Annotated in this window: 11 protein-coding genes and 2 pseudogenes; 8 read left to right on the top strand and 5 right to left on the bottom strand. The window is 61.8% G+C overall.

Annotated features, from left to right (window positions below; all coding sequences use genetic code 11):
- Positions 1–7: 7 nt before the first annotated feature.
- The 3 genes from E3O06_RS06585 to E3O06_RS06575 form a co-directional block, all read right to left on the bottom strand.
- The gene (locus E3O06_RS06585) at positions 8–505 is read right to left on the bottom strand and encodes a cupin domain-containing protein (protein WP_134502193.1); all 498 of its coding nucleotides are present in this window, start codon (positions 503–505) and stop codon (positions 8–10) included.
- A gap of 124 nt (positions 506–629) precedes the next feature.
- On the bottom strand, positions 630–1,718 hold the full coding sequence (locus E3O06_RS06580) for a sugar ABC transporter substrate-binding protein (protein WP_134502192.1): 1,089 nt from the start codon (positions 1,716–1,718) through the stop codon (positions 630–632).
- 45 nt (positions 1,719–1,763) lie between these two features.
- Entirely contained in the window at positions 1,764–2,807 is a 1,044-nt protein-coding gene (locus tag E3O06_RS06575; protein ID WP_166788126.1) for an ABC transporter permease, read from the bottom strand.
- Positions 2,808–3,391: 584 nt separating this feature from the next.
- On the opposite strand from E3O06_RS06575, the gene E3O06_RS06570 reads away from it, so the two are divergent.
- From E3O06_RS06570 to E3O06_RS06535, 8 genes are read left to right on the top strand one after another with little or no spacing between them, the layout of a single operon-like run.
- Positions 3,392–4,123, top strand: coding sequence for an SDR family NAD(P)-dependent oxidoreductase (locus E3O06_RS06570; protein WP_134502190.1), 732 nt, complete (start codon positions 3,392–3,394; stop codon positions 4,121–4,123).
- A gap of 46 nt (positions 4,124–4,169) precedes the next feature.
- Positions 4,170–5,657 (top strand): xylulokinase, encoded by a 1,488-nt coding sequence (xylB, locus tag E3O06_RS06565; RefSeq protein ID WP_134502189.1) that lies wholly within the window; start codon positions 4,170–4,172, stop codon positions 5,655–5,657.
- A gap of 52 nt (positions 5,658–5,709) precedes the next feature.
- Entirely contained in the window at positions 5,710–6,369 is a 660-nt protein-coding gene (locus E3O06_RS06560; RefSeq protein ID WP_134502188.1) for a glucose-6-phosphate isomerase family protein, read from the top strand.
- Positions 6,366–7,331 carry a shikimate dehydrogenase gene (locus E3O06_RS06555; RefSeq protein ID WP_198415789.1) on the top strand — a complete coding sequence of 322 codons (966 nt, stop codon included), beginning with the start codon at positions 6,366–6,368 and terminating at the stop codon, positions 7,329–7,331. Before E3O06_RS06560 ends, E3O06_RS06555 begins: the two co-directional genes overlap by 4 nt.
- Positions 7,328–8,209: an SIS domain-containing protein gene (locus E3O06_RS06550; RefSeq protein ID WP_134502187.1), complete on the top strand. Its 882-nt coding sequence runs from the start codon at positions 7,328–7,330 to the stop codon at positions 8,207–8,209. The genes E3O06_RS06555 and E3O06_RS06550 overlap by 4 nt, the downstream gene beginning before the upstream one ends.
- Positions 8,206–9,312: an aldose 1-epimerase gene (locus tag E3O06_RS06545; protein ID WP_134502186.1), complete on the top strand. Its 1,107-nt coding sequence runs from the start codon at positions 8,206–8,208 to the stop codon at positions 9,310–9,312. Before E3O06_RS06550 ends, E3O06_RS06545 begins: the two co-directional genes overlap by 4 nt.
- Entirely contained in the window at positions 9,309–10,685 is a 1,377-nt protein-coding gene (locus tag E3O06_RS06540) for a hypothetical protein (RefSeq protein WP_134502185.1), read from the top strand. Before E3O06_RS06545 ends, E3O06_RS06540 begins: the two co-directional genes overlap by 4 nt.
- A 13-nt stretch (positions 10,686–10,698) precedes the next feature.
- Positions 10,699–11,715 (top strand): zinc-dependent alcohol dehydrogenase family protein, encoded by a 1,017-nt coding sequence (locus E3O06_RS06535; RefSeq protein WP_134502184.1) that lies wholly within the window; start codon positions 10,699–10,701, stop codon positions 11,713–11,715.
- A gap of 29 nt (positions 11,716–11,744) precedes the next feature.
- Here the strand turns inward: E3O06_RS06535 and E3O06_RS06530 are convergent.
- Both E3O06_RS06530 and E3O06_RS06525 read right to left on the bottom strand, forming a co-directional pair.
- Positions 11,745–12,944: pseudogene (locus E3O06_RS06530) on the bottom strand (ISAzo13 family transposase).
- Between the two features lie 75 nt (positions 12,945–13,019).
- Positions 13,020–13,513, bottom strand: a pseudogene (locus E3O06_RS06525) (ISL3 family transposase); the annotation flags it as partial.

Here is a 13,513-nt window from a genome sequence, read left to right as displayed (position 1 = left end):
GCGCAGCTCACGCGAACTTCGCGAGATCCTTGTCAACGAGCGACTCGTGCTTGAGCTCCCCGGTTACTTCCACGTTCTCGATCGGGACGTCGTCTTTGTGATCGACATATCCGCTCTTCGCGAGACTGGGCGCTCCGTAGTACGCGAATGCGAACTCGGCGGGCTCGTCATAGGGATTGCGGGTCCAGTGGATCTGGCCCTTCGCTACGTGTGTCGCCGCGCCCGGGCCGCACTCGGTTTCGGTGATGACTCCGTCTTCGTCAACCGATCCGTTCACAACTCGGCCCTTGAAGACGTAGACGACCTCCTGCGCAGCCTGGTGGCGGTGCGGAAAGTGCTGCGATTTCGGTGGGAAGATGCAGTGACCGAACACAGCGCCTTCGTTGTCGTTGGTGGTCTCGTCGGTGATGATGTACTGGATTTCGAAGCCCGGCATCAACCGGGCGGTCTCTTCGTCTTCTTCAATCTCGCTGTAGTGCCAGACGGACTTCTTTTCGTAAGCCATTGTTCCTCCATTGATTTTCGTGACACGGGTTGTGTATTCTTTTGCCTTGGGTCATCGCGTGGTCCGCACGATGGATGCTTAATCAATCGAAGCGCGGCCCCGCGACGGCGGATGCGCTGCCTGACTACTGAAGTGCGGGAAGGTTGCCCCAGTGGTTTTCGTCGTCCACGTTCGACTCGTCGACCAGGTAGGGCTGCAGGATGGTGTCCTGTTCGAAATCGTCGCCGGCAAAGTAGGCGATAATCTTCTCCCCGATTTCGTTGCCCATGCCGATTGCGTCGTATGCAACCGTGGCATCCTGCACGCCGGTGCGGATCCGCTCCAGCGCGAGGGGCGTTCCATCGTGGCCCACCACGGCAATGTGGCCCTCTTCGCCGACCGGTGCGTTCAACTTGAGCACGTCGAGTGCTTCGAACGCGCCGCGTAGCATTTCGTCGTTGTGCGACCAAATTCCCACGATGTCAGGGTTTGCGGTGAAGGCGTCGAGGACCATGGAGTTTGCGTTCTCCGCGGTCCATTCGGTGTTGAGATCCTGGACCGTGATGTTCGGGTATTTCGCCGCCATCTGGTCGTCGAACCCCTTCTTTCGGAGCTGCGCCTGCTGGGATGCTTCTGCGCCGCGTAGCTGGAGAACGGTTCCCTTCTCGCCCACGAGACCCGCGAGGGTGTCGGCCCCCATCGCACCGGCGGCAATACTGTCGTAGCCCACCCATCCGGTGTACTCGACGTCGTCCGGACGTGATTCGGGGGCGAAAACGGGAACGCCCTGAGCCGCTGCGTCTTCAAACCCCGTGATCATGAGCGTCGGGTCGACGGGATCGATGATCAGCGCGTCGGGCTGCTTCGCGAGCGAGTCCTGCACCTGAGTGGTCTGAAGATTGGGGTCCGACCGGCCGTCGAGCACCGTCACGGTGGCGCCGGCACCTTCGAGCTTCTCAGTGATGGCGAGTGTGAGCCCCACTATGAACTCGTACTGTTGGCCGAAGCTGACGTAAGAAATCTGCTTGCCGTCGACGCCGCTGCCGTCGCTGGCGGCGGCGTCCCCGCCTTCCGCCGGGGTGGAGCAGGCGCCCAAAATGAGTACCAGCCCCGAGCCGATCGCAACCGCTGACCCAAACCGGCCGAGACGCCCACGCAGCCCGATGGGGTTGCGGCTACTGCGCTTTTTCGGTCGATCTGGCGAAACGCCTGCCGTGAAATTGCTGTGTGACATGGATCTACTCCTTTGTATGAATCGATGAATGGATTAGCGGCTTGGTTAGATTGAGGTCTTCTCTTCGGATTTCACGCGGGAACGTTCGTTCTGCTCGGCAGTGGGCACCGCGGTTGCGTGTTGTTTTTCGAGCGCGCGACGGGCCAGCGCCGGTTCGAGGCGGAGCCGGCGGTACACGTCCACGCCCGCCGCGAGTACGATTACGACACCGCTGACCACCAAGTCAACGTTCGCCGGCACTGCAAGCAGATTGATGGAGTTCTGCACGAGCCCGAGCAGGAGAACGCCGAGGAGCGTTCCCAGTACCCGTCCCTCACCACCGAAAAGGCTCGTTCCGCCAATCACCACCGCAGCGATGACGGTAAGCTCCAGCCCGGTCCCCGCGGACGCCGAGCCTGCACCCAACCGGGCACTGATCATGAGGCCACCCACGGCTGCGAGGAATCCTGAGATCACGAAGGCGATGATCACGATGCGGTCGCTGCGGATTCCTGAGAGTCGGGCGGCAATCGGGTTGCCTCCCACAGCATAGATCGACCGGCCGAACCGCGTCTTCGACAAGACGATGTGGGCGATGATCGCGATGACCAAAGCAAAGATTATGACGACCGGGATGCCCGCAACGGACGCCCTCCCTGCTGCCCGGAGTTCCGGGGGAATCGGCGCAATGTTGCTTCCGCCCGTGTAAATGAAGGCGAACCCTCGCGCGATACTCAGGGTTCCGAGGGTGACGATCAGCGCAGAAATCTGGAACTTTGTCGTGAGAAAGCCGTTGACGAAGCCGAATGCCGTGCCGGCGAGGAGCGCGACGAGAACGGAAAGCCAAGTTGGCAATCCAAAATCCTGCGCGAGGCCCACTGCGAGCACTGACGAGACTGCGACGACGGCGCCAACGGAGAGGTCTATTCCCCCGACGAGCAGGACGAACATCTGCCCTATCGCGACGACCGCGACCAGGCTAGCCACGTAAAAAACGTTCGTGAAATTGACGCGGGTGAAGAATACCGGAGACAGCTGGCTCATGACGACAACGCCGATGAGGATCACAATCAGTAGGCCGAAACGGTTGAGAACGGCGCCTAGGCTCACCGGCTGGAGCCTGCGCGACATGGGCGAAAATCGCGGGTTGTTCATCGTTGAGACACTCCAAGGTCTTATGGCACGGCTTCGGGCACAAATTCAAAGAAGATTGTTTACTACATGGAGCAGCATTGCACGGCGGTCAACGGCGGGTCAAGTTCTCGATGAAATTTCCCGGAGACCTGCCGACGTGAGGTAGAGATCAACACGCGAGAACGAAGGGCCCCGCGACGTGCCGCCGACCCCCGGGATAGGAGGAATGGCGGCCGCGCTGCTCGGCTGGATCGTTGTTATACCGGGATTTCCCTGTTTTTCGCCTGGTTGTTGGGCGGTTTGAAACCACCACCTCGAGCCGTCCGCATCGCGCGGCATGAGCGACTCGAGTCGCCACTCACCGTCCCGCCACGGCGGGGCCCGCTATCGCCCCTCCCGCGAAAGGTGCCTTCACAATGTTTATGTTTCACGCAACTTCTGGTTGGCATTGCGCAGCGCGCCAACGTGCGTGTAGTTTATCTACAACATCACTGAGCTAGTCCGAATGGATGGCCGGTGCAGAAATGTCTGGCCGGTACAGAGTGTCAAAGGAGTCCTGTATGTCCCAGCGCTATTCAGGCCGTCGTATCGCCGTTATCGGTGCATCCGGCGGAATCGGAGCACACATCTGCAAAACCCTGCATGAGCAGGGCGCCACTGTGTACGCTCTCGATCTGCGACTCCCGACCGAACGCCACCCCGACATCGAGGCATTCGAAGTCGATGTCAGCTCCGAGGAGTCGGTCTCCCGGGTGGTCCGTGAGCTGTATGCGAAGGATGACTCGCCGATCGACCTGGTCAACAGCGCCGGCATCGTAGAAGATGACGTGGCCGCAGAGGACATGCCTCTGGAGCTCTATGACCGGGTGATGGGCGTCAATTTGAGAGGCACCTTCCTTGCCTGCCGCGAATTTGGCCGCGAACTCCTCGCGAGAGGCGGCGGGTCAATCGTCAATGTGGCTTCGATGTCGGGAAACGCCGTGGTCAATTTCCCGCAGCGCCAAAGCGTGTACAACACGTCCAAGGCCGGCGTCTCTGCCTTGACGCGGTCGCTTGCCGTCGAGTGGGGCGGACGCGGAGTACGTGTCAACGCGGTATCGCCCGGCTACGTCGATACGCCTCTCAACAGCCTCAAGAAGCACATGCACGATCAATGGTTGGAAGGTACCATCCTCGGTCGCTTCGCTCTGCTCACGGAGATATCCGGAGCCGTTGGTTATCTCCTGAGCGACGAAGCGGCTTATTGCTGCGGCACCGAGCTGCTTATCGATGGCGGCTATTCACTGCGTTGACCCAGCGGCGGCAACGAGGCCACCCTCTTTCTGAACGGAAATCACTGTGATTATCTCCCACGATCTGGGCACCACCGGAAACAAGGCGACGCTGGTCGACACGACTGGACACGTCGTTACTACCGTGACCGTCCCTTACGATAGTGATTTCGGCTCCCACGGGAAGGCCGAGCAGAACGCCGAGGACTGGTGGCGCGCCCTGTGCGAGGCCACACGACGGCTATTGGACGCCTCACCCGGCGCCCGAGAGAAGATCGCGGCCGTGTCGTTCTCGGGCCAGATGATGGGTGCCGTGCTGCTTGACTCCGATGGCGCACCGGTCCGGCCCGCCATTATCTGGGCCGATACGCGATCGTCCGCCCAGGCCGCACAGCTGGTCGAGCGCGTGGGAATGGAGCGCGGCTACGCCATCACAGGGCACCGGCTCAACCCCACCTACTCATTGTCGAAGGTGATGTGGGTCCGCGACAACGAACCCGACATCTTCGAACGCGTCAGTCATGTGGTCTGCGCGAAGGATTTCGTCGCCTACCGGCTCACCGGTGTCATAGCCACCGATCCATCGGACGCCAGTGGCACGAACGCCTTCGACCAGTCGGTCGGCGAGTGGTCAGAGGAATTACTGCACGCTGCCGGCGTGAGTACGGACCTGTTCCCCGATATCGTGCCCTCAACTGCGATTATCGGCAAAGTGACGGCATCCGCTGCCGCGGAGACCGGGCTCCTCATGGGGACTCCCGTTGTTATGGGCGGCGGCGATGGCCCGATGGCAGCGCTCGGCTCGGGCATCATCAGCGCGTCGTCGGGTGCGTACGCGTACCTCGGATCCTCTTCCTGGGTGTCTTTCGCGGCCGATGCTCCACTGCACGACCCTGAGATGCGTACAATGACCTTCAACCACGTCATTCCGGGAAGTTTCGTGCCAACGGCGACGATGCAGGCGGGCGGTGCATCTCTCCAGTGGATCGTCGAATCCCTTGAACCCGAGCGGAGTGGCAACTATAAGAGGCTTCTAAATTCCGCCTCCCACGCCGATGCGTGCACCGATGGCCTATATTTTCTGCCGCACCTTCTAGGCGAGCGCTCGCCCTACTGGAACCCGCAGGCCCGTGCCGCATTCATCGGCCTCGCCCGGCACCACGGCCCCGCTAATCTGGTCCGAGCGGTCGTCGAGGGTGTCGCTTTCAACCTCCAGACGAGTCTGGAGGCTTTCGCCTCAAACGGGGCAGACATTCGAAGCATCGATGCCATCGGCGGTGCGGCCAACTCTGCGGAGCTGCTTCAGATCTTCTCAGACGTGTGGGGACGGCCGATTCGACGACGCGCCCTGGTGGACGAGGCGACCGCCCTCGGAGCGGCGGTGGTCGGTGGCGTTGCGGTGGGGATGTTCCCGAGCTTCGAGGTCGCCGGACAGTTGTCAGCACTCACCGGTGAGTTCCAGCCGTCCCCCGAGCGCCACAGCGTCTACGTTGCCTCCCACCGCCGTTTCCTCGACGCCTACCGGCGACTCGAGCCGTGGTTCGCCGACCAGTAATCCTGGTGTGGATCACTCGCGCGACCCCTACCCGCCGATAACGGAGATAATCATGACTCATCCCACCCAAACCGTCGCCGACTCACCGGTTCCGCGCACCGAGCCGGTCGGGCTCACGCCCGTTGCTCTCTTTGGTCGGCTCATTGGCGCTAACGCGCGCTACGAGAAATTCCTTTCCGACCTTTCCGGCGTCTATCAGGACGAGGCTGCCCACCGAGCTGCTTTGACGGAAGACAGCGGGGAGCCGGTCTACTGGGTGGAGAGCAGCGCCATAGATCAGGGCAGTGGAGCGCTGACGATCGGCGTCAGCACTATCAAGGCGGGACAGATCGGCGACGAGTACGCGATGACCCGTGGACACATCCATAAGCAGCACTCGGCGGCCGAGCTCTACTTCGGCCTGTCCGGGCGAGGCGTCATGTTGATGGAAACTATGGACGGAGAAAGCCGGGCCATCGAAATCACCCCCGGTGTCGCTGTCCACGTACCCGGGCACTGGATCCACCGAAGTGTCAACGTCGGCCCCGGCCCCTTCACCACGCTGTTCTGCTACCCGACTGACGCCGGACAGGACTACGGCATCATCAGAGATGCCGGAGGAATGAAGAAACTGGTCGTCACCGATGGCAACGGCGGCTGGGCGCTGAGGGACAACCCGGCCCATCGATCCTATGCACCCGACGCAAACCCCCAGAGGCAGGCGCGGCAGTGACGTTCACCGCCATGACGCCTACGACGTTGCGTCCGGCCGAGGCTCCTACGCTGTACTTCATCGGCGTCACCACGGGCAAGTCCTCGATTCAGACGGTTTTCCCCGCATGGGCCGACGAACTCGGGTTGAACGGTGCTCGCCTTCAGGGCATCGACCTACCGTTGCATGCGCCCGCGGAGGACTACCGTCGCGTCGTCGAGTTCATCGCAGCGGACGAACTAAGTCTCGGCGCCTTGGTGACGACCCACAAGATCGACCTCTACCGGGCCGCGGCCGACCTGTTCGACGTCACTGATCGCTTTGCGCTGATGATGGGCGAGACGAGTTGCCTTTCCAAGACGCCCGCGGGTCTTACCTGCCATGCCAAGGACCCCATCTCCGGCGGTCTCGCGCTTGACGCATTTGTCCCAGAAGGCCATTGGGCATCGACCGGGGCACAGGTGCTGTCGATGGGTGCTGGCGGCTCGACCGTCGCAATTAGCTGGTACCTCACGCAGCCCGTTCTCGGAGCCAATCGGCCCAGTTCGATGGTGGTAAGCAACCGGTCGCAACCCAGGCTCGACCATCTGCGCAACGTGTACGACGCGTTCGGAACCGACACGCCCATAGAGTACGTCCTCGCCCCGGCTCCGGAGGACAACGACCGTATCCTTCGACGGCTCGCCCCCGGGTCGCTCATGGTAAATGCGACCGGGCTGGGCAAGGACGCTCCGGGCTCCCCTCTCACTAATGCCTCCGTATTTCCGCAGGACGGCCTAGCCTGGGACTTGAATTATCGGGGTGACCTCGTCTTCCTCGACCAATCGCGGTCGCAGGCCTCGACTCTCCAGCACATCGAAGATGGCTGGATATACTTTCTTCACGGGTGGACGCAGGTCATCGGTGAGGTCTTCCACATCGACATTCCCACCTCGGGCCCTGCCTTCGATCGGCTGTCCGACCTAGCCAGGGGAACGCGATGACCATAGGTATTCAGTCGAAAGAAGCGCTGCTGAGAACAACTCTCCTGGAGACGATCGCCGCGAAACGCGACGGCCTACGCGCGTCCGAGATGGCAGTCGCCGACCTGATCCTCGCGGACCCCGTACGAGCCATGGACTTTAACATGGCAGGACTCGCCGATGCCGCCAAGGTCAGCGAGCCAACGGTGATGCGATTCTGCAGCGCCATCGGGTTCGACGGCTTTCGCTCATTCAAGATCAAGCTCGCTCAGACGGTGGCTCTCGGGCTTCCGGTGACCCTGTCTGCGATCGAGCAGGGAGACAGCCCGTCGGATCTCACAGCGAAGGTATTCAACCACACCATCAGCAGCCTCGACCGAGCGCGTCGACACCTCGACGACGCCGTTATGACGCGCGTCATTGAGACCATGTCCCGCGCGAGCGAGATCATTTTCATCGGCACCGGCGCGAGCGGGATCGTGGCATTGGACGCCCAACAGAAGCATCCGCTGTTCGGGGTACCCTGCTTCGCCCCCATGGACTTCCATCAACAGTTCATCGCCGCCGCAATGAGCGGGCCCCGCAGTGTCATCGTGGCGATCTCGAACACCGGCCACACCGAATCGACGCTCCGGGTCGCCCAGTCGGGCAAGTCGGCGGGCGCCACGATCATCGCCATCACCGGGGGGGGAGGACCGCTGTCACTGCTCGCTGACCTCGAGATTCCCGCAGTGACATTCGAAGACACCGATTTCTACACGCCCACTGTCAGCCGCCTTGCCGCTCTCGTCATTATCGATATCCTCGCCACCGGGGTGGCGATGCGCTCCGGCGCCGATGCGCTCGAGAAGATCCGCCTCATGAAGGCGACTCTCGCCGAGATGCGCGGTACCGAATGACCGGGCGGGTCGACTCCGAACTTCGTGCAACGCCCTCAGCCCGGATCGACGAGGGAATGGTCGGCGAGCACCGCACTGTTCGGGTGATCAGAGACAACGGTCTTGTGGTAGCCGACGTGTCCCTCCGCGGAGCCGCGCTACTGTCCTGGCGTGTCCGCACTGGGGGCGGAGATCTCGACCTGATCGACGGTTATCGAACATCGTCCGAAATCGATGAGCAGGCCGGATGCCGGAGCGCCATCATGGCGCCATTCACCAATCGCATCGAGGGAGGCCAGTTCACGTTCGAAGGGCAGCGTGCGACCTTCCCCGTCGGAGAATCACCATTTGACGACGGAGTAGTGCTGCACGGGCTCGCGCGATTCCTGGACTTCTCGGTGGCAGAAGTGGTGCACGACAAGGATGCGACGATAATCGTGTTTCGGAACAGCGAGATTCGACCGAATAAATTTCCAGGCTACCCTTTCGCGATTGATCTCGCCGTCAGATACACGTTCGGGGTCTATGAACTCGCCATCGACGTTATCGGTACGAATGTTGGCGCGTCCACTGCACCATTCTCTGCCGGGTGGCATCCGTACTTCCGTATTGATGACACTCCACTCGAACTCCTCGAACTGGAGATTCCGGCCGCAACCCGCGTCGCCACTGACGAGAATCTCCTCCCGCTTCCGGGTGCGGCCGCCTACGTCCCACTAGGCGGTGCGAGCGATGTTTTCGACTTCACCCACCCTCGTTACATCGGTGATCAGATGATCGACTCGTGCTACGTCGACGTGCGGCCATCACCGGACGGGCGTGTTCACACGACTCTCACCGATCCGGCACGTGGGCTCGGCCTCGACGTGTGGCAGGAACGCGGCGGCGTCCACGCATACACGGCGGATGCGCTGGAACGAGATCCGCGGCGGTCCTTAGCGATCGAACCTGTCGAAGTGATCACCAATGCGTTCAACCGCTCCGACCAGTCCGCGGCGATCCGCCTTGAACCGGGCGAGACTCGGACATTTCGCTTTGGAGTTCGGGTCACAACCGACGCGAACGACGATCCCTTCCATCTGAAAACGCCTTTGCCAGCGCACACGCCCGAGGAGCTCCCATGAGTATCGCCCCCACGTCGCAACAAGTCCCTCCGGGCGCGCTCCCCCGCCTACTGCCAATTTACCTCGAGGCGTATCAGACGGAATCCTTCCGTCGGCAGTTCTCCCTCTTGCAGTCTCTCAGCGCGGGTCTTGTCGAATGGCATGAACCCATGCAGATCGCGCAGGCCGCGACTCACTCGGCGGACACCGCTTCGAGCGCGATCGTCGTTCCTGACATGAGCGGACTCGCCTACCGCCTCCTCCCGGAATTCGCGGCCATCGACCTCCCCATCCTCATCATTACGTCGGAGTTCGGCACCGTCTCCATGTGGGACTGGGAGATTCGCGACTTCCTGAGCCGCCGCGGGGTCAAGACCATCGCCCCCACGTCGCTGGAGGAGTTTCACGATCTCTGCCGGGCGCTCGCGGTGAAGAAAAGACTCACGGGGGCAACGATGCTCGCGTACCAGGACAACCTCGGGGCAGGAAAGCAACCCGACATCTTCAAGCGGTTCTACTGGTGGGAGGACGAATGCGTGGAGGATCTCTCCGCATCGTTCGGAGTCACGGTAGAACGGCGTAGCTATAAGGAGCTCTGGGCGCGGGCACTCAGCATCCCGAGCGTGCGAGTGGACGCGGAGATGGCGCGAATTGCGCCGATCGTCCCTATCGCCGGTCTCGCCATGCGCGCGAGGGCGGATGCTCTTCGGCTCAAGCTTGCCCTTAGCGACGAGCTCGACGAAACGCCTGACGTGATCGCGGCCGGCATCAACTGCCTCAATGAGTCGGAGACGTCAACCACAACGCCGTGTCTCGCGTGGAACCTGCTGTTCGAGGAGAGAGGTCTGATGTGGGGCTGTGAAGCAGATCTCACGTCGATGATCACCCAGTTCATCACTTGGGAAACGCTTCGGACGCCCGCAGTCATGACCAACCTCTACCCGTTCCTCATGGGAAACGCCGCCTTAAAGCACGAAAAGATTCCGTATTTTCCGCCCGTTGAGAATCCGCAGAATCATATCCTCACGGCGCACTGCGGCTTCGTCGGCGTCATCCCCCAGTCGTGGGCAACCCAGTGGACGGTCCGTCCCCCGGTTTTGGAGATCGTGGATGCGAACGCACACGTCCTAGATGCCCGGTTGCCAGAAGGCGACATCACCATCGTCAAGATCGCCAGCACGATGAAGAGTTTCACAGTCGCTCCCGCAAAGCTCACGAACTACCAGCAGTACGCGAATTCCGACTGCCTGAACGGGGCGGTCCTGCGCGTCGAAGACGGTTACCGCTACGTCGAGCAGCTTCCGTCGCACCATGCCGTTATGGCGGTTGGCGATGTCGTGCGACGTCTCGAAGTGGTCGGGCCGATTCTCGGCGTCGACATCGAAAAAATCTAGAGAGGTTGTCAGTGTGAAAGCAATCGTTTACGACGAGCCGGGTAAGTTCGAACTCAGGGATGTTCCCATTCCGGTTCCGGGCGCCCACGATGTGTTGATTCGAGTACTCGTAGCGGGCGTGTGCGGTACGGACCTGCACCTGCACCATGGTGAGTTCGGACCCACCTATCCCCTGATTCCGGGGCACGAAATTGCCGGAGAGGTCGTGGAGCTCGGCTCGGCAGTCAACAGCCTCAGGGTCGGTGACCGGGTGACCTTTGATAACACCGCCGCGTGCGGGCACTGTACAGAGTGCCGCCGAGCACGTCCGGCGTTCTGTGAATTCATCCTCGCACAAGGGGTGAATGCGCCAGGTGGGTTCGCCGAGTTCGTGCTCGCCTCCGCCAACCGGTGTTTTGTCGTCAACGATCTCGATCCCGAAGTGGCCGTCTTTGCCGAGCCGACCGCGTGTGTTGTACACGGCCTGGATGTGCTCGCCCTACAGCCGGGATCTCGCGTTCTGATGTTCGGGGCGGGCCCGACGGGTCTCGTGCTCGCCCAGTTGCTCGCTCGTTCCGGCGCTGGTTCGCTGACCGTTGCCGCCCCCACCCAGGCGAAGCTCGACATCGCGCAGGAACGTGGGGCCGACCAGACCGTGCTCGTCGATCGTGCCAATCCTCATGCCACGTCGGCTCGTCTCCGTGACTTGGCCGGGCCGGGATTCGATGTTGTGATCGACGCGAGCGGCTCGCTCTCGGCCCTCGAACAAGCAATCCCTCTCACACGAGTCGGTGGGACCGTATTCGTCTACGGGATGGCTGCCGAGGCCGCGCAGTGGGCCGTGCCGCCGTACGATATCTTCCGCCGGGAACTAACGATCAAAGGATCCTTTGCGCAGCAGTTCTCTTTCGACCGGGCGCTCACGGCGCTTCGCGGCGGCCGTGTGCGCACCGAGGGAATGATCACCCATCGCTTCACCCTGGAAGAGTACGCAGAGGCACTGGAAGCGGTGGCGGATAGCTCCTGCATCAAGGCCGTGATTACTCCGTAAGGGCCCGCGAAGAAATAATATCGGTTGGTTTACGGCGTGTCGGGTTTGTTGAGTGTGCAGTTCCATTCGCCGTGGAATTCGTGGCGGGTGAGGGGTAGGGCGTCGACGTCAGCGGTGGTGTATTTCAGGCCGGTGGGGTACTCGTCGGTGTCGACGCAGTGCACGCTCAGTCCGGTGGTGGTGGTTGTTGACTTGATTAGGTCGACGATGATTTGGTGGGTTTTCAGGGGTCGCCCCGCCAGTTCAGGGTGATCTGGGAGAACAGTCGGTGTTCGATTTTGTTCCATTTGCTGGTTCCTGGGGGAAGGTGACTGACGGTGATCTGGAGGCCGGTATCGGCGGCGAATTTGGCGAGTTCCATTTTCCAGGCACGGATTTGGTAGCCGTTTGAGCCGCCACCATCGGCGCAGATGAGTAGTTGTGTGGCGTCTGGGTATCGGGGTTTGCCGATCGTGTCCCACCAGCGGCGCAGGGTGTGAACGGCGAATGCTGAGGTGTCGTGATCGGTGCCCACGGACACCCACCCCGTGTTCGCGGAGACGTCATAAATGCCATATGGGATCGCTTTGCCCAGGTCTTTGTCGGGGAAGTCGTGGTCGTTGACTCGTTCCGGCTTTCCCATGGGCTGATACTCCCGCCCGCCGTTCTTGAACGCTCCGACGAGTCCTTTCTTCTTCGCATCAACCGAGATGACGGGTTGCCCGGCGGCGACGTGCTCGGCGACCTGCTTGGCCAGGTAACGAAATTGGGCGTCATGGTCCTCATGCTGGTGACCTTCGAGAACTTTCTGATTCGACTGCAAGCTGAACCCTTGCTCGTGCAGCATCCGAGCGACCGTGCGATCAGAGACCGTAGGCCCCATTCGGGTCAACACGTCAGCGTGCGAGATGTCGGGTCGATTTCGTTGTCCACAGCAACAGTGACATGGGGTCTCCGCGAGTTTCCGGGTCCACCAGCGCCTTGAGCGCCACGAACAGTTCCGGGTCCGTCGTGGCCAACTTCTTGCGACCGCCACCGGCAGCTCGCACCCGCACTTGCGGCGCAGGGTCTCCATCCAACTCGTGAACTCCGCGCGCGACGGTGTCCGGATGCGCGCCCGTCGCCTGCGCTACAGCCTTGATCCCGCCTCGCCCCAGCTCCGTCGCTTCCACCCCCAGCAACAGGAGCCGCTGCCGCTCATCCAGATGCGGACGCAACACCGAATATCTCCGCGCTACGGAATCTGAAATCTGCACACCAACAGCCCTACCACGAACCTACCCACAAAAACCTGAAAAAACCGGCTCTCCTGACTCTTCCGTGGGTTAATTCCGGCCGGGGAGTACGGGTTTGTGGCCGCCGAGGCTGAGCATGGCGAGGGCGATGAGCGCGTCGGGTGATGTGAAGTNCGATGCGGGTCATGAGGCGGATCTTGGTGTTCATGGATTCGACGCGGCCGTTGGAGAGACCGTGCTCGATAGAAGCGAGGATCGCGGTGCGGTGCTTGACGATGCTCTTCTGCAGTTTCACGAAGGAAGGGATGCGGCAGCGGCGGGCCCAGCCGACCCATTTGTCCAGAGCCTCGGTCGCCTCGCCGAGAGGCAGCTTGAAGATCACGCGCAGACCTTCCTTAGGTAGTAGGCGCGGGCCAGGCGAGGGTCGGTCTGCACGATCCAGGCGAGCTTGGCTTGCTGCTTCTCGGTCAGGTTCTCCGGATTCTTCCAGAGCGCGTAACGGCAGTTCTTGATGCCGGCAGCTCGAGCACTATCCGGTCGGGCCGGAGCGTCGGCGGCAGGCCGGCCACGGGTGCGGCGGGCGT

It is taken from the genome of Cryobacterium glaciale (assembly GCF_004402535.1).
Classification (GTDB): domain Bacteria; phylum Actinomycetota; class Actinomycetes; order Actinomycetales; family Microbacteriaceae; genus Cryobacterium; species Cryobacterium glaciale.
Note: the sequence above shows the minus strand (reverse complement) of the source record. Positions and strands in the feature narration are given on the sequence as shown.

Excerpts from the sequence above, each read along its gene's own strand:
- E3O06_RS06585 (WP_134502193.1), bottom strand. The coding sequence starts at position 505 with ATGGCTTACGAAAAGAAGTCCGTCTGGCACTACAGCGAGATTGAAGAA.
- E3O06_RS06580 (WP_134502192.1), bottom strand. The coding sequence starts at position 1,718 with ATGTCACACAGCAATTTCACGGCAGGCGTTTCGCCAGATCGACCGAAA.
- E3O06_RS06570 (WP_134502190.1), top strand. The coding sequence starts at position 3,392 with ATGTCCCAGCGCTATTCAGGCCGTCGTATCGCCGTTATCGGTGCATCC.
- E3O06_RS06560 (WP_134502188.1), top strand. The coding sequence starts at position 5,710 with ATGACTCATCCCACCCAAACCGTCGCCGACTCACCGGTTCCGCGCACC.
- E3O06_RS06550 (WP_134502187.1), top strand. The coding sequence starts at position 7,328 with ATGACCATAGGTATTCAGTCGAAAGAAGCGCTGCTGAGAACAACTCTC.
- E3O06_RS06545 (WP_134502186.1), top strand. The coding sequence starts at position 8,206 with ATGACCGGGCGGGTCGACTCCGAACTTCGTGCAACGCCCTCAGCCCGG.
- E3O06_RS06540 (WP_134502185.1), top strand. The coding sequence starts at position 9,309 with ATGAGTATCGCCCCCACGTCGCAACAAGTCCCTCCGGGCGCGCTCCCC.